General features: G+C 65.3%; 15 protein-coding genes. 7 read left to right on the forward strand and 8 right to left on the reverse strand.

The window, feature by feature from the left end:
• Positions 1–131: 131 nt before the first annotated feature.
• Entirely contained in the window at positions 132–962 is an 831-nt protein-coding gene (locus MTR66_RS03760; protein WP_243918072.1) for an oxidoreductase, read from the reverse strand.
• 182 nt (positions 963–1,144) lie between these two features.
• On the opposite strand from MTR66_RS03760, the gene MTR66_RS03765 reads away from it, so the two are divergent.
• The 7 genes from MTR66_RS03765 to MTR66_RS03795 all read left to right on the forward strand — a co-directional run bounded on the left by MTR66_RS03765 (position 1,145) and on the right by MTR66_RS03795 (position 9,468).
• Entirely contained in the window at positions 1,145–2,089 is a 945-nt protein-coding gene (locus MTR66_RS03765) for a ribokinase (protein ID WP_243918074.1), read from the forward strand.
• Positions 2,090–2,128: 39 nt separating this feature from the next.
• A complete protein-coding gene (locus tag MTR66_RS03770; protein ID WP_243918075.1) occupies positions 2,129–3,253 on the forward strand; it encodes an LLM class flavin-dependent oxidoreductase in 1,125 nt (374 codons plus the stop codon).
• A complete protein-coding gene (locus MTR66_RS03775; protein ID WP_243918076.1) occupies positions 3,246–3,896 on the forward strand; it encodes a cysteine hydrolase family protein in 651 nt (216 codons plus the stop codon). Before MTR66_RS03770 ends, MTR66_RS03775 begins: the two co-directional genes overlap by 8 nt.
• Positions 3,893–5,128 (forward strand): MFS transporter, encoded by a 1,236-nt coding sequence (locus MTR66_RS03780; protein WP_243918077.1) that lies wholly within the window; start codon positions 3,893–3,895, stop codon positions 5,126–5,128. Before MTR66_RS03775 ends, MTR66_RS03780 begins: the two co-directional genes overlap by 4 nt.
• A 34-nt stretch (positions 5,129–5,162) precedes the next feature.
• Positions 5,163–6,563 (forward strand): zinc-binding metallopeptidase family protein, encoded by a 1,401-nt coding sequence (locus MTR66_RS03785; RefSeq protein ID WP_243918078.1) that lies wholly within the window; start codon positions 5,163–5,165, stop codon positions 6,561–6,563.
• A gap of 119 nt (positions 6,564–6,682) precedes the next feature.
• Complete coding sequence (locus tag MTR66_RS03790; protein ID WP_243918079.1) at positions 6,683–9,052, forward strand: acetamidase/formamidase family protein; 2,370 nt, start codon at positions 6,683–6,685, stop codon at positions 9,050–9,052.
• 149 nt (positions 9,053–9,201) lie between these two features.
• Positions 9,202–9,468: a hypothetical protein gene (locus MTR66_RS03795; protein ID WP_243918080.1), complete on the forward strand. Its 267-nt coding sequence runs from the start codon at positions 9,202–9,204 to the stop codon at positions 9,466–9,468.
• Between the two features lie 41 nt (positions 9,469–9,509).
• Here the strand turns inward: MTR66_RS03795 and MTR66_RS03800 are convergent, their stop codons facing one another.
• The 7 genes from MTR66_RS03800 to MTR66_RS03830 form a co-directional block, all read right to left on the reverse strand.
• Positions 9,510–9,878: a hypothetical protein gene (locus MTR66_RS03800; protein ID WP_243918082.1), complete on the reverse strand. Its 369-nt coding sequence runs from the start codon at positions 9,876–9,878 to the stop codon at positions 9,510–9,512.
• A gap of 96 nt (positions 9,879–9,974) precedes the next feature.
• Entirely contained in the window at positions 9,975–10,787 is an 813-nt protein-coding gene (locus MTR66_RS03805) for a TauD/TfdA dioxygenase family protein (protein ID WP_243918084.1), read from the reverse strand.
• Positions 10,788–10,855: 68 nt separating this feature from the next.
• Positions 10,856–11,950 (reverse strand): acetamidase/formamidase family protein, encoded by a 1,095-nt coding sequence (locus MTR66_RS03810; RefSeq protein WP_243918086.1) that lies wholly within the window; start codon positions 11,948–11,950, stop codon positions 10,856–10,858.
• Positions 11,951–11,990: 40 nt separating this feature from the next.
• The gene (ygiD, locus tag MTR66_RS03815; RefSeq protein ID WP_243918088.1) at positions 11,991–12,773 is read right to left on the reverse strand and encodes a 4,5-DOPA-extradiol-dioxygenase; all 783 of its coding nucleotides are present in this window, start codon (positions 12,771–12,773) and stop codon (positions 11,991–11,993) included.
• A 146-nt stretch (positions 12,774–12,919) separates the two neighbouring features.
• Complete coding sequence (locus MTR66_RS03820) at positions 12,920–13,405, reverse strand: VOC family protein (protein ID WP_243918090.1); 486 nt, start codon at positions 13,403–13,405, stop codon at positions 12,920–12,922.
• Positions 13,406–13,701: 296 nt separating this feature from the next.
• Positions 13,702–14,916 (reverse strand): aromatic ring-hydroxylating oxygenase subunit alpha, encoded by a 1,215-nt coding sequence (locus tag MTR66_RS03825; RefSeq protein WP_243918092.1) that lies wholly within the window; start codon positions 14,914–14,916, stop codon positions 13,702–13,704.
• 154 nt (positions 14,917–15,070) lie between these two features.
• Positions 15,071–16,363: an MFS transporter gene (locus MTR66_RS03830; RefSeq protein ID WP_243918093.1), complete on the reverse strand. Its 1,293-nt coding sequence runs from the start codon at positions 16,361–16,363 to the stop codon at positions 15,071–15,073.
• Positions 16,364–16,407: the final 44 nt, after the last annotated feature.

Consider the following 16,407-nt stretch of genomic DNA (forward strand, 5'->3'; position numbering starts at 1 on the left):
CGTCGCCCCCGCGAAGGCGGGGGCCCCGCTGCCCTTTTTGGGCACTATGCTGCCAAAAGCGGGATCCCCGCTTACGCGGGGATGACGAGGAATAGTGATGCGAACTTCAGTTTCACCATACTAGCGAATTCTCACTCCTCTTCGAAAGCAATCGATAGCGAGAGCGCTTCCCACTGCCGGATCTGTGCGGCGACGAAGGCGTGCTGGTCCATGGCGTAGTGCAGGGCATCTTCGCCCAGCAGCAGGTTCAGCGGCGGTTCGGGCGCGTCGAGTGCGGTCAGGATCGCGGCGGCGGCGCGGCGGGGATCGCCCTTTTCCTTGCCCGCATTCTCAGTGAGCGAGCGGCGCGCGAAATGCGCGACTTCGTCGTACTCGGCGATGTCCTTTTGCGCGATGCGCAGGCCCGCCGCGGCAAACCCGGTGCGCATCCCGCCCGGCGCGACATTGGTGACGCGAATGTTCATCGGCGCCACTTCCTGCGCCAGCGTCTGGCCGAGGCATTCCAGCGCATATTTGCTGGCGCCGTAGACCCCGGTTCCCGCCCAGGGCGCATGGCCGCTGACCGAAGTGATATTGACGATGTGCCCGGCCCGGCGCGCCCGCATCGCGGGCAGCACGGCCTGGATCATGCGCATCGCGCCGAAGACGTTCACCTCGAACAGCGCCTGAGCTTCGGCGATGGAGACTTCCTCGATCGCGCCGACAAGGCCGTACCCCGCATTGTTGACGAGGCGGTCTATCCCGCCGGTCAGGTCTTCGGCCCGGGCCACGGCTTCGCGCGCGCTGACCTCGTCGCTCATGTCCAGGCCGAGCACATGGGCGCGGCCCGGCGCGAGCGCCGTAAAGGCCTCGTCGGCGGCGCGGCGCGATGTCCCGACAACCGTGTCGCCGCGCGCAAGCGCCGCTTCCGCCAGCGCCCGGCCGAGGCCGCCGCCGATTCCCGTGATGAGCCAATTCGTCATATTCGCCGCCTTCCGGTGAAACTTTGCTACGCCTGCAGGCTAGGGGGCACGAGCAATTCCACTCTTGGCGCTGGCGACCGCAAATGTTGCGGCAGGGCGCACGCGGGCCGCTCGTGGCTTGACCGGCCGGGCAGGCCCGTGGTCCACCGGGAGCCTTCATTGCGGAATGACGGGGCCCAGACTTGACCGTTCACATCGTCGGTTCGATCAATCTCGATATTATCACTTCCCTCGAACGCCTGCCGTTGCCGGGCGAAACTGTACTGGCGCGGGCGGCGGCGCGGCTGCCGGGCGGCAAGGGCGCCAATCAGGCGGTGGCGGCCGCGCGCATGGGCGCACAGGCACGCATGATCGGCGCTGTCGGCGAAGGCGATGCCGGGCGCTGGATGCGCGACAGGCTGGCCGCCGAAGGCATCGATGTCTCGGGCATTGCGGTGCTGGAAGGGCGCGAGACGGGCACGGCCTATATCGCCGTCGATGCGCGGGGCGAGAACCAGATCATCGTCGTCTCCGGCGCCAATGTGCTGCTGTCCGGCGTGGCGCCGGTGAGCGATGGCGTCCTGCTGTCGCAGCTTGAAGTGCCGGTTCCGGCGCTGCTGCCGGTCTTCGCGCAATCGAAGGCGGTGCGCATCCTCAACACCGCACCTGCCGTGGCCGGGGCGCGGTGCCTGTTCGATCATGTCGATATTCTGGTGCTCAACCAGCCCGAACTCGCGCTCTATACCGGCGGTGCGGGCGAAGGTGGTGCAGGCGAAAACGGCACGCTGGAGCGGGCGCGCAGCCTGCTGACCCGGCCCGAACAGGCGGTGGTGGTCACGCTGGGGGCGGAAGGGGCGCTCGCGGTGCAGCGGGACCGCCATGTCCATGTGCCCGCCGTGCCGGTGGTGCCGGTCGATACCGTTGGCGCGGGTGATTGTTTCTGCGGCTCGCTGGCGGCGCTGCTGGATGAGGGCTATTGCCTTACCGAGGCTCTGCCGAAGGCAAACGCCGCCGCGGCGCTCAGCACGCTGGGGCAGGGCGCCGCGCCGTCCATGCCCTCGCGCGCGGCGGTCGAGGATCTGCTTTCGGGGGCGGCAACAGAACATGCGCCGCCAATCAAGAACCCGCACGCCGGAGTCCTAAGCTGAGGCGCAATTGCATGGCCGCGAAATTTGGGGATCTGAAAGATGAGCGATTTTGCACCCACGCCCTTTGATATTCCGTCGGACGCCGGCGGCAAGGATCTCGGCATCTTCCTGCCCATTGCCAATGGCGGCTGGATTCTCTCGAAGAACAAGCCCGAGCTGGATGGCTCCTATGCTTATAACCGCCAGTGCGCGGTGCTGGCCGAAGAGGCCGGTTTCGATTTCGTCATGTCGATGTCCAAGTTTCGCGGCTACGGCGGCGAGACGCACCACTGGGACAGCTCGCTCGATCCCGTGGTACTGATGGCCGCGCTTTCCGAAGTGACGAGCAAGGTGAAGTGCTGGACCACGGTCCACACGATCCTGCAGAACCCGGCCGTGGTGGCCAAGATGCTGGCAACGCTCGATCAGGTTTCGAACGGGCGCAGCGGCCTCAATGTCGTGACCGGCTCCTACAAGGGCGAATTCTCGCAGATGGGCGCCTGGCCCGAAGGCGTCGATCACGATGCCCGCTATGATCTTGCGCAGGAATGGATCACCGCGATCAAGCGCCTCTGGAAAGAGGACTCGGTGACGATGGACGGCAAGTATTTCCAGCTTGAGGATTGCCAGTCCTGGCCCAAGCCGGAAAAGCGGCCCTTTCTGGTCTGCGCCGGGTCTTCGCAGCGCGGCATGCGCTTCACTTCTGAGGAGATGGACGCCATCTTCCTGAGCGGCGCCGAGCCGGAAGAGCTGGCCAGGGCCAGCCACGAGGCCAAGGCCGATGCCGCCAGTCTGGGCCGCTATGTGCGGACCTATTCGATGATGACGGTGGTTTTCGGCGATACCGACGAAGAAGCCGAAGCGACCGCGAAGCACTATGCCGAGGGGTTCGACGAAGGCGCTTTGCACGGCATGATGCGCGCCTATGGCTTCCTCGATGCCGAAATCGGCAAGGAGAATGCCTTTACCAAGAAGGCGCGTTCCAGCTTTATGGCGGCTTACGTCGCCGGTTCCTCGCAGACAGTGATCGACAAGCTGACCGAGCTGTTCTCGGTCGCCGAAACCGATGGGCTGATGCTGATCTTCCCCGATTACATGACCGGCATTCCCAAGTTCGGCCGCGAAGTGCTCCCGGTGCTGCGCGAGCGCTTTCCCGGCAAAGTGAAAGTCGGCAACCATGGCTGAGGCCGCCGCTCTGCCACACGTCGCGCCGGGCGATCTGAGGGCGATGCTGCCCGCCGGATCGACGGCGCTCGTGGTGGTGGACGTGCAGACCGACTTTGCCGCGCCCGGGGGGCTGATGGGCCGTTTCGGCGTGGACCTGGCCCCGGCCGAAGCCGCGATCGACAGGATCGAGGCACTGATCGCCGCCGCGCGCAAGGCCGGTGTGGCGGTGGCCTTTATGCGGGTGGTGACACGGCCCGAAACCGATCCGCCAGCGCTCAAGACACTGATGGTCCGGCGCGGCATGCCCGGCGGCGAGGCGATCTGCCGCGCGGACGAGGGCGGCGCGGACTATTACCGTGTGGCCCCCGAACCCGGCGATATCGAGATCGAGAAGCTGCTGTTCGACAGTTTCCACGGCACCGATCTCGACGCGCAACTGAAAGCGCGCGGGATCGATACTGTGGTGATGACGGGGCTCACCACCGAATGCTGCGTCGATTCCACGGCGCGCGCGGCTTTCCATCACGGCTATAACGTCTTCGTCGTCTCCGATGCCTGCGCGGCTTACGAGCCGGACCTGCACAGCGGCGCGCTCAAGGTGCTGGAACAGAACGTGGCGCTGCTCACCACGGCCCACGCGGTGGCCGCCGCGTGGGCGTGAGGTCGCTGGCGAAGGGCACGCCCGCAGGCGTTCTGGCCGCCTGCACTCTGGGCAATGCGGTGAGCGTGACGCCTGCGGTCCATGCCGTGTTCGGGCTGTTTCTGGTGCCTCTGTCCGAACAGTTCGGCTGGGCGCGCGCATCGATTTCCGGAGTGCTGGGCGTGCTCGCGCTGGTCGGCGCGGTCGCCTATCCGGTGATCGGGCGCTATGTGGACCGGCACGGGGCGCGGCCCACGCTGCTGGCGGGCGTGTTCGGGCTCGCGCTTTCGATCGGTGCGCTTTCCTTGACCAGCGCCAGTTTGATCCAGTTCTACGCGACTTTCGCCGTGCTTGCCGTGTTCGGGGCCATGGCGGGCACGCCGATATTCCAGAAAGTCATCGCGGACTGGTTCGATCGCAACAGGGGCACGGCGCTGGGCGTCAGCGCCGGTGGCGGGAACGGGCTGGGCTCGGTCGTGCTGCCGGTGCTGGCTGCCGTGCTGGTGCAGGGCTGGGGCTGGCGCGCGGGCTATCTGGGTATCAGCGCGTTCATGCTGATCGTGGCGCTGCCGCTGCTCTGGCTGCTGCTGCGTGACCGCAGCGGGCAGGCCGCGCATGGCGAAGAGGCGGAGCGCGAAGGGCTCACGCTCTCGCAAGCCGCGCGCACGCCCGCCTTCTGGCTGGTGCTGATCGCGGTGGCGGCCGGTGCGGGCGGGACGACAGCGGTGTTCAGCCATGTCGTACCGATCCTCAGCGACCGGGGCTTTTCGGTGGCGACCGGCACGGCCGTGGTCAGCGTCTTCGCACTGGTGACCTCCGGCTGGCAGATCGCGACCGGGCGGATCATGGACCGGATACCCTCGCCGCGCGTGGCAGTGCCGATGTACCTCATGGCGGTGGCCGGGCTGGTGCTGCTGGAAACGGGGCAGGGTATGGCCGTGCTGGTGACGGGCGGCGCGCTGCTGGGCATTGGCCTGGGCGGCCAGTTCGGAGCCTTGCCCTACTTCGTCGCGCGCTATTTCGGGGTGCGCCATTTCGGCTCGATCATTGGCGCCATGTATTCGGCGGTGATCGCGGCGCAGGGGACGACGCCGATCCTGCTCGATGCCGTGTTCGACGCGCAGCATTCCTATCGCCCGGCCATTGCCGGTGTGGGCGTCGTGCTGCTGGCGGGCGCGCTGCTGCTGACGCTGCTGCCGCGCTACAACCGCGACGATGCGGCGAACGAAGGCTTGCTGGCGGCAAGCCACTGAGCCATGCAGCCCATTGCATTCCGGGGAGATTTCCGTGGCTGACTATTCGCAAACCGCACCGGGCGCGGCCTTCGCCGATCCGGCCAAGGCGCCCTATGCCGTCAGCGAGGACGAGCGCGAAGCCATCGCGGCGGCCATCGACAGCGAGGAACTGGTCGATCTGGCGCTGACGCTGGGCAATATCCCCAGCCGCTCGCGCGAGGAACGGGCGGCGGCCGAATTCGTCCACGGCTGGATGGCGCGCGAGGGGTTCCGTCCGCGCAAAGTGGGCGCCACGCCCGAGCGGCCCAATGTGATCGGCGAATATGGCGGCACCGGGCGCGGGGCGAACCTGCTGTTCACCGCGCATCTCGATACCGAAAGCCCTACCGGCATGATCGAGCATGACAGGTTCCGCTACCGCGAAAGCACGCTGGCCGACCCGGAATGGACGCAGTGCTGGCTGGATGAGGAGGGCAGGATCCACGGCTATCCCGTCACCAATGACCGGGGCCCGATGTCCTGCTTCCTCATTGCCGCCAAGGCGCTGCGCAAGGCGGGGATCGGCCTTGCGGGCAAGACCTGGCTCACCGCCTGCCCGGGCGAGATCGGCCCCGAACCGATCGAGGAATTTTCCGGCATCGGCTGGAACGGCAAGGATATCGGCGCGCATTACCTGTTCCACCACGGCGGCGTCGCGCCCGACTATGCGATTGCCGCCGAAGGGACCGATTTCGGCCTGACCTGGCAGGGCTGCGGCTATGCGCTGTTTCGCATCCGCATCTTCGGGCAGGGCATGTTCTCGCCGATCCTCGATGCACCGGTTGACCCGCACCGGCATCCCAACCCGATCTACCGGCTCGGCCCGGTGATCGATGCGCTGCACGCCTGGGGCCTTGCCTATGAGCGCGGCAGCGTGATGGAGACCGCCAGCGGCAAAGTCATGCCCAAAGTGCAGCTTGCCTCGGTGCGCGGCGGCATGCCGATCGATTTCGGCGCGGGCACCGAAGTCTGCGCGCTCTATCTCGAAGTCTCGCTCAATCCCCGCCAGAAGGCCGCCGATGCCTGGCACGGTATTGTCGATGCGATGCGCGGCGTGGACGTGGAGGATTTCGATGTCGAGCCGGTCGTCGTGCGCCATGGTTTCGAGGCCGGGCCGGACGAGGTGGCCCCGCTCGCGGGCGCCGTCGATGCGGCGACGCGGCTGGCGCGCGGCGCGCCGCTGGAACAGGCGCACCCTGTCTTCTCCAGCATGTGGCGCGATCACAACGTGTTCAACATGCACCGGATTCCCGCCGTGACCACCGGCATGCCGCGCTGGCGGCCGACGGCGCAGGACATGGCGTCGAGCGCGCTGGTCTATGCCTTGACGATGCTGGCGGTCTGCGGCCGGGGAGAGGCGCCTGCCGCTCTGGACGGCGCCACCAGCGTGTATGGGAACGAGACACCCTTCTGACCGGAGCCGGACGGACCCTTGCCGATTGCGGCTGCGCCGCATAGACCGGGTGCAAGGTTGCCAAGTTAAAAGATGTTCAGGTTCTGGGAAGGGTGCCGCCAGCCGAGGGTGGTTCTCGATTGCGAATAACAACAAACGTCTACCCCAAGGAACAGCGCCGCGACGCCTGGCGCTTTGCCCTGAAACGCCAGTCGATTACGCTCGACGAGGCGGATGAGGCGACGCTTTACGGCGAGCTGATCCAGTTCCGCTCCAGCACCAACATCGATTTCATCCGCATCACCGGCACACCGCAGTCGTGGTCGATCGACTTCCGCGAAAAGCCGCAGACCTACTGGCTGGCGATGATCCTCGACGGCGGCGCGATGATGCGCGATTCCGGGCAGGAGCTTCGGCTGGGCGACGGCGACATCATTTGCGGGCGCGGCGATTCCCCGGTCCATCTGACGTTCGGCGGAGATAACCGCAGCCTGATCGTGCAGGTCCCGCACAGCGAACTGTCGATGCGGCTCAAGACGCCGATCGGCGGCGCCCCGCGCAAGATCGCCACCGAAAGCGGCACCGCGCGGGTATTCGCGGGCATGCTGCGCTCGCTCGCCGATACGATCAACGACATCACGCCCGATCAGGCCCGCCCGGTCGAGCTGGCGTTCCCCGAATTCCTCGTCACCAGCCTGCTCGACAATGCGCCTGCCAAGGCCATGGGCGGCGCGGCGGGCATGCGCGCCGCGCTGCTGGAGCGGATATTCCAGACCATCGAAATCCGCCTTTCGGACCCGAACCTCAATTACCAGCAAGTGGCCGCCGAACACGGCATCTCGCCGCGCTATCTCCAGAAGCTGTTCGAATCGATCAACGATTCCTTCGGCCACTATGTGAAAGTGCGCCGTCTGGAGCGCTGCCGTCTCGACTTGCGCAGCCCGCTCCACGTGCAGAAGTCGATCTCGGACATCCTGTTCGAATGGGGCTTCAACGATTCCGCCTCGTTCAGCCGCGCCTTTCGCGAGCAGTACGGCATTTCCCCGCGCGAATACCGCAAGGCCCAGCCGCAGGAGCAGGAAGCCGTCGAACTGCTGCGCCGCGGCCGCCCCGCGCGCGGCGAGCGGGCCAATGCCAAACCCGATGCCGAAGCGGAAGAGGCGGGCCCGGAGACGGAAATCGAGAGTCCGGCGGGAACAGATGGCGATGAGGACGCGCTGCCGGCCGCGCCGATGGAGCCGCAAGGCTTCGCCGATGGCCAGCCCGTGCGGCACCATCACTTGCCGGTCTCTCCCGAAACGGTCCACTGGGGCTATCTCAGCAAGGACATCAAGCCGGTGCTCCACGTCCGTTCGGGCGACTTTGTTACCATCGAGACGCTGACGCACCACGCCAACGACGATCCCGAGCGCATGGTGCAGGGCGATGCAGGCGCGGAAAGCGTCTACCGCTGGGACGAGAGCGGCAAGGCGGTGGACCGCCGCGGTGCCGGGCCGATGGATGCCTCCGCCGTCGGGCGCGGGCCGGGCGAGGGCTTCGGCGTGCACATCTGCACCGGGCCCATCGCGCTCGAAGGGGCGATGCCGGGCGACCTCATCGAAGTGCGCATCCTCGACCTCAAACCGCGCCCCAGCGGCAATGCGCGCTTTGCGGGCAAGTGCTTCGGATCGAACGCGGCCACGTTCTGGGGCTTTCACTACCACGACCTGCTGACCGAGCCGAAAGGCCGCGAGGTCGTGACGATCTACGAAGTCGAGGCCACCGGCGCCCGCCCGCCGATTGCCCATGCGGTCTATTCCTACCGCTGGACCCAGCAGACCGATCCCTCGGGCCGCGCGCACGCCCGCTACGACTATCCGGGCGTGCCGGTCGATCCCGAAACCATCGAGCGCAATTACGACGTGCTGCGCAATGTCGAAATCCCGATCCGGCCGCACTTCGGCGTGATCGCGGTGGCTCCGGCGGCGGACGGGCTGGTGGACTCGGTGCCGCCCGCCTCGTTCGGCGGCAACCTCGACAACTGGCGCACCGGCCCGGGCGCGCGGGTGTTCCTGCCGGTGCAGGTTGCGGGCGCGCTGCTCTCGCTCGGCGATCCTCATGCCTCGCAGGGGGACAGCGAGCTGTGCGGCACGGCCATCGAATGCTCGATGACGGCGCTGATCCAGGTCGTCCACCACCCGGCCTCGGGCCTGATGGAGCAGCTCAAGGATGTCGATTACCCGCTGATCGAGACCGAGACCGAGTGGGTGATCATGGGCTTCAGCCACCCGGACTACCTCAAGGAACTCGGCCCGGACGCGCAGAGCGAGGTCTACAAGCAAAGCTCGATCGATTCCGCCATGCGCGACGCTTTCCGCAAGGCGAGGCGCTTCCTGATGACCGCCAAGCAATTGAGCGAGGACGAGGCGATCTCGCTGCTGTCCGTGGGCGTGGATTTCGGGGTGAGCCAGGTGGTGAACGGCAATTTCGGCGTGCACACGGTGATCAGGAAGGCGCTGTTTACGAGTTGAGGGTGCTCGCAATTTTTTTTGGGGGGGCTTGGCGATTGACGGCAGCTGTTCATTGGTTTTTTCGCAAAAGCGGACTAACCGGACACGCCGACTTTGCGGACATGTGCTTCGTCCTGTAAACGCACCTCGCCACCGACAGGAAAAACGCCGTGAACGATTTAGCTGATGCCGGGAAAGCAGACCGTTACCTAAAACCCGGCACGCGCGTTCGGCTCGACAGCTTTGTCAACGACGATGATCACACGACCTCTGAGTTCGGGGTGGTCGTCCATTGCTGGCTAGATGATGAAATCGGGATGTTCGACTGCTATGTCGCTTTCTTTGGGGACGAACTGTGCGCCGGCAAACCCGCCGCAGTCCCCTATGTGCTTAGATATGGCGCAATTTCGCTAACCGTTCTGCGGGATGCGAATTGAAATCGATTCCGCTGCCGCCGACATAGTTGACGACGCAAACATCAGGCGTCCGACGGTAGTTCCTTCTCGTAGGTCACCATTGAACTGCCAAATTGAATGGCATCTTCCAACGCATCGCGGAGATACTGTTCCTCAAGCTCGGAAGGCTGGGCGGTCACCTCTGCTCCGTTGTGCAAATTGACATGAAGCCAGCCATTGTCGGTAGCGATCTGATGGGCGAACTTCTCAGCATCTGCGATGCTTCTTGCCCGGGCGAACACCATCAGGGTGTGACGCGCGCCTTGCCTATAGTTGAGGGCCTGCCAAGCCACCCCTTCGCCTTTGAACGCGTAAATGCTGTCTCCCATATTGAGAGCTTCGCAGTTTTCTGTGCCCAGAGCAATGTCCGCTCGCCCCGACTTTCCAGACATTCAGCTATCCCGATGCCCGTTTCGATAGTCGCCGCTCATTCAGTATCGGAAGTTGTCGATGCAGACTGAGGCTGGAGATAGCAGCCTACATCCGCCTCAATACGGCTTGTCCCCCGCAATCGTCACCCGATAGCCCGAGCGCGTTTCGGGAAAGTAGTCCCACACTGCGAAGTGCTGGGTGCAGCGGTTGTCCCAGAATGCCACCGAGTGCGGCCGCCAGCGGAAGCGGACGTGGAAGTTCGGGTCTTTCACATGCGCATAGAGGAAGGCCAGCACCGCATCGCTCTCGGCCTTGGGCAGTTCGGGGATGCGCGTGGTGTAGGAGGAATTGACGAAGAGCAGCTTGCGCCCGGTTTCCGGATGCGTGCGCACGATGGGGTGGGTGTTGCACTCATAGGTCTTGTCCACGTCGGGGAAGATCGCCTTGTAGACCGGGTTGGCGTCGTGGATCGCGGTTAGCGGATCGAGGAAGGCCTTCATCGGCTCCGAAAGCGCCTCGTAGGCCGCGTACATGCTGGCAAAGAGCGTGTCGCCGCCCGCTTCGGGCATCGTATGCATGTAGAGGATCGAGCCCATCGGCGGTTCGGGATCGCAGGACAAGTCCGAGTGCCAGTTGTCGCCCGCGATATATTTGCTGTCCGCGTCGGCGTGGATTTTCACCACTTCGGGATAGTCGTCGAGCCCTTTCACGGCCGAATGGCGGTGCAGCTTGCCGAAGGCCCGGCCGAGGGCGAGGTGCGCTTCGTGATCGATTTCCTGATCGCGGAAGAACACGACCTGATGGCGCATCAGCGCCTCGCGGATTTCCGCATAGGCCTGATTGCCGAGCGGCTTCGTCAGGTCGACGCCGAAGATCTCGGCGCCGATCCGCTTGGTCACCGGCTTCACATCGATCCGTTCATAGCCCATCGGGTCTTATCCTTCGCCTTGGCGGGGCGTGCCGGGCGGTTGGGACGGCGCCCGGCACGCGGCCCTTTTTATTCCGGATCTTTGACCGTGCCCTTGTCCGGAAAAATGCGCCGTTCGATGCGGCAGTGAATGCCCTGCGTGCCGTCCACCACTTGCGTCACGCCGAAGTCCGCGGCGACGCTCATCAGCGAATAGCCGTCGTTGCGGGAGAGGCCCTGATGCTCGGTGAGCAGGTGCAGCATGTCCATCGAGGCGCCCTTCATCGCCTGATCGAGGTCTTCGCCGAAGCCGTGGACGATCCAGCAGTCGGGCGTTTCCAGCAGCGGCGAGGGGAAGGAAAAGTCCTTGCGCAGGATGATCTGGAACAGCACGTCGAGCGAGGATTCGATGGCCGTGCCGCTGATCTCGCCATCGCCCTGGCTGACGTGCGGATCGCCGATCGAGAACAGACCGCCCTTGACCTGCACCGGATAGTACATCGTCGCGCCCGCGCCGATGCGCCAGTTGTCGATATTGCCGCCGTGCAGGCCCGGCGGGATCGTGCTGACCGGCGCGTTGACCGCAGGGGCGACACCGGCGGTGCCGAGGTGCGGGCGGGCGGGCAGAGTGATGCCGGGGAGCGCCGGCGAGCGGTCGCATTCCGGGCAATGGGTGATGCGGCCGGGCACGACGTATTTCTCGTCGACATCGTAAGCATAGAGCGCGCTCGCCGTGTTGGCGTTGGGATCGATCTTGTAGATCGTCACGCGCTCGGTCTCGCCGAATTCCTCGTAGAGGTGGCCCCAGTTGGCTTGCAGGTTGGAGCCGTAATTCATGCGCGGGCGCATTTCGAAATAGCGCACTTCCAGCATGTCACCGGGCTCGGCGCCTTCCACGAAGATCGGCCCGGTCATGATGTGGCAGCCGGGCGCGCGGGTGGCGGGATCGATCTCGGTGAAGATGCGCTGGATGTCCTCGTCGAACATCAGGTCCGGATCGTCGCCCGCGTGGTGGGTCACGGCCTGCGCCTGGATCAGATCGCCGCTCTTCACGGTCAGCGCGGGTTTGATTTCGGGCGAGAAATAGCCCCAGTGCACGGTTTCAGGCGTCGCCCTGAGATGATGCAGCGCGCTCGGCTGAACGGCGGCCTTGGCGGAATCGGGCTTTAGACTGACCAGTGCCATTTGAACTCCTGTGACGCAGGTGAAAGTGCGGGGCTCGAAGTCATGCGGCGCCGATAAGGGCGCTCGTCATGCTGAGCGATTTGTGATGGATGAAATGCGGGTTGAGCTGCGCCCTCTCGCCCTCGTGCCGGGCGCCGAGGACGTAGAGCAGCGGCAGGAAATGGTCGGGGCTAGGCACCGAAAGCCGTGCGGCATCGCCCAGTGCCTGATAGTCGATCACGGCTTGCGGGGTATCGGCGGTGACGGCTTTGCACATCGCCGCATTGAACTGATCGGCCCAGGGATAGGGCGGCGCATCGGGGTTGCCCCAGTCCATCGCGGGCAGATTGTGGACGATATTGCCCGTGCCCATGATCAGCACGCCCTCGTCACGCAAGGGGCGCAGCAGGCGGCCCACTTCCCAGTGCCCGGCAGGCGTCTTGCCGACGTCCATGCCAAGCTGGATCACCGGAATGTCCGCTTCGGGATAGGCGTGCACGAGCACCGACCAGGTGCCGTGATCGAGCCCCCAGTTGGCATCGAGCGTGACCGGCATCGGCGCCAGCAGTTCCTTGACGCGGGCGGCGAGTTCGGGATCGCCGGGGGCGGGATACTGCATGTCGAACAGCGCTTGCGGGAACGCGCCGAAGTCATGGATCGTGCGGGGTTCTGCCATCGCCGTCACCGCCGTGCCGCGCGTTTGCCAGTGGGCGGAGATGCACAGGATCGCTTTGGGCTTGCCGATGCGTTCGGCCATCTCGCGCCAGGTGCGGGTGACCGCGTTTTTCTCCAGCGCGATCATCGGGCTGCCATGTCCGAAAAAGACGATCGGGAGGCGGGGCATGACGGAGTGCTCCATTCGTATCCTTCGGTTCTGCGACCCGAAGGGCTTTTGCACATCGAAAGCTAGGTGGGGCGGGCCTGCGGGTCTTGCGGGAAAGCGCACAAGAACTTGTCGTGCGCGCTGCACGGAGCCGCAGGCCCGGCCGGTCATTCGCGGGTGAAGTCCTCGGGAATCTGCGGGTTTTCGCCGCCTTTGACCCAGAGCAGGATTTCGTTGCCCCAGGGATCGGCAAAGCACCAGTTGAAGCCGTTGAACTCCTTCCAGTAGTGGTTGCGCCACAGCACCGTGGCGCCGAGTTTTTCGGCGGTTTCGAGAATGCGTTCGGGGGTGTCGTCCTCGCCCACCAGAATCCAGATGCGCGCCTTGCGGCCGTCGGTGGAGAGCGTGCGGGGTTCCACGCCCGCCGGATCGGGATTGGGGCGCACGTTCTTCGCGTTGAACACGCCGAAGTGCAGGTTGCCGATCTCGCTGTCCGAGCCGTCCTTGTTCTTGAAGAAGCCGCCCGGAACCATGCGGTGATAGAGGCCGCCCATGCGCGAATCGTCCTCCCAGCCGAAGACTTCGGCGTAGAACTGGCCGGCCTTGTCCGGATCGTCGGTGGCGAAGTCGAAGAAGATCAGGCTGTTGGTCATGAAGGGCTCCCTTGTGGTCCGTCCTCGTTGCCTAGAGCGGCGGGGCAGGTTTGCTCGGCGCGCCGCGCACAAAACCTTGATCGCGGACGCCGCCATTCCTCCCTGTCCCCGCAGGGGACGGGGAGGGGGACCGCCCGCGCAGCGGGTGGTGGAGGGGGCTCAAAACCCCTCCGTCACGCACTACGTGCGCGCCACCTCCCCATCGCTGCGCGACAGGGAGGAATGAGGGCAAAAAAAACGGCGCCCAGCCGGAACCGGGCGCCGCAGGTGTCAGGAATGAAGTATAAAACCGCGGGTCAGGAAGCCCCGCCGCTGCGAATGGCCGTTACCGGGGCCGAAGGGCCGCGGCGGCGGTTCCATTCGGCCCAATAGCGTTCGACCAGCCACACATTGAGCAACCGCTGCGCGCCTTCCTGCCAGGAATAGCGGCCGCGCGGTGCAAACTTGGAACGCAGACCCTGCTGCACGAGTTCATCGACATGGAAATCCTGCGCGACGATGCGTTCCACCGCCTCGTCCGTCATTTTCACTTTCAGTTCGAAGAGCGGATCTTCCATCGCTTCGGGCAGCATCAGCGTGCCGATCGTCAGCGCGTGCGATTCCGCCGAGCGCGGGTCCATGATGAGGTAGAGCACCGTATCGTTCAGCACCACCAGCGAGAGGCTGGGCGGCAGGTTCACGAACAGCAGGCGGTTCTGCTCTTCCTCGGTCAGCTTGGGAAAGACCGGGAAGACCGCGCGCTGCGTGGCATTGAACGCGGCGTTTTTGTGCAGCGTGCCGTTGAGCCGGTAATAGCCTGCCGAGCCCTCGGGCATCTCGGGAAAGCTGGCGAGGCCGCTCGGGATGAAATCGTGCAGCGGTCCGGCGTGGAGGCGGCTGGCGTGATAGCCGTCGTTGTTGTTCTCCAGCATGACTTTCCAGTTCCACGGGAAGACCGTGGGCTCGTCAGGCCGGGGGCCGCGCAGCGAAGCGAAATCGTAATTGGCGACGACTTCTTCCAGCCCGGCGAGGCGCGGCGTCAGCGGCTCGGCATCGGGATCGAGGTTGATGAAGACGAAGCCGTGCCAGATCTCGTGCCGGATCTCGGGCAGCGAGGCGCTCTTCTTGTCGAAATTGCAGGTCCTGTTCATCGCCGGAGCGCCGACCAGCGTGCCGTCAAGATCGTAAGTCCAGTGGTGATAGGGGCAGACGAAAGCGCGGGTATTGCCGTGCCCTTCGGCCACCAGCATGGCGCGGTGCTGGCAGACCGAGGACAGCGCCTTGATCGTGCCGTCGCGCGTTTTGCACACGACGATGGGCTCGTCGGCGCGGGTCACAGTGAAGAAATCGCCCGGGTTTTCCAGCCACTCCGCGCGGCCGACGCAGAGCCATTCGTGATGGAAGATCGCTTCCTTCTCGAAGTGGTGGAATTCCTCTTCGACATAGCATTCGGCCGGAAGCGTATCGGCGTCCTCGATGGACTTGATCGAACTGGCGAAGCTGTCGAAGAACTGGTCGGTAAGAAGGGTCATGGGCCGCTGTTTCCCTTTCCGGCGATCCGTGTGAGCGAACCCGGACAGGCTGGGTGCCTGCCGGTGATGAGGCTGACTGTAACCGCCGGGCCGCCTGCTGGCTTTGCGTATGGCGCAGTGTTTCTTGGCGCGGCCTTGCCGCTGCCCGAAAGGCTTACTCGGCCGGAACGAGATGGGTGGCGAGTTCGGCTTCCTGTTCGGCCGTGTCCTGCGTTCCGGCGTCTTCGGTGGTTTCGGCAGCCGCGGTGTCGGGTGCGCGCAGGAACAGCACGGCGATGGCCGTGGTCGCGATCAGCAGCACTGCGAAAACCAGCATGGCGGGAGTATAGCTGCCGGTCACATCGGCAATGCGTCCGGCGCCGATGGGGCCGAGCACGGCAAGCGTGGTGGCAGTGGTCGCCATCGCCACCATGTCCCCGGCAATGGCGGCGCCGAAATAGCGCAGGATCAGCACGTGGGCGGAGAGCCAGGCCATGCCCCAGCCGGTGCCGAACAGCGCGGCTGCGGCGCAGGCAACCAGCACCAGCGGCGTCGACCACAGCAGCACCATCGCCGCTGCCTGCAGCACTAGGCCGAGAACGAGGATGTGGCGCGGATCGATGCGTTCGCACACGGCGCCGGTCACGCCCTTGGCGCCGGTTCCGGCAAAGGCCAGCAGGCTCATCGCGATCGCGCCGGGCGCTGCGCCTTCGCCGAGCGTGGCAATGTGGGCAACGAGGATCGAATGGGTGCTGGTGACGACCATCTGCACCACAGTCATGATCCCGGCGAGAACCAGAAACGTGGGCGTGAGCAGCGCCTTGCGCACGGTCCAGGCGGTGGCACCGGCGGCGGGCTTTTCGCCCTGTCCGCCGGCTTCCTTGACCTGATCGACATTCTCCACTTTCACCGCATCGCGCACGCACACGAAGCAGGCGAGCGCGACGAGCACGGAACTGATCGCCATGATCATCCAGTGCAGGCGCCAGTCGCCGGTGAGGCCAACGATCGTGCCGACGATCAGCGGCCCGGCAATCCCGCCCGAAGAGCCGATCATGAAGTAGAAACCGATCATCCGTGCCGAAGTGCGCGGGAACCACGTCGCCAGCAGATAGACGGCGGGAGAGGGCGCGGCGAGCGTGAAGCCGATGCCCATCAGCGTGGTGGCCACGAAGAAGAAATTGAGATCGGTAATGACCGAGGCAAGCAGGAACCCGGCGGCGAGCACCAGGCAGCCCGCCACGATCGTCATGCGCGTGCCGATCATCTTCATCAGCAGCGGCGGCAGCGGGCTGGCGAGCCCGCAGGCAAGGCCCAGCAGCGAGAAGCTCAGGCCCGCCGACGCCTTGGACCAGCCGAGTTCGGCCACCATCGTGTAGAGGACGTATCCCAGCGAAGTGAAGGTCGTGGCCGTGGCGAAAAAGAACGCGAGCGACGCGGCGAACATGACCTGGGCATTGCGGGGCATGGAGTCTCCTGCGGGCGGTGTGACCCGCGAACAGAGCGGGTATC

Origin of the sequence: Novosphingobium beihaiense, from assembly GCF_022832375.1 — a bacterium.
Classification (GTDB): domain Bacteria; phylum Pseudomonadota; class Alphaproteobacteria; order Sphingomonadales; family Sphingomonadaceae; genus Novosphingobium; species Novosphingobium beihaiensis.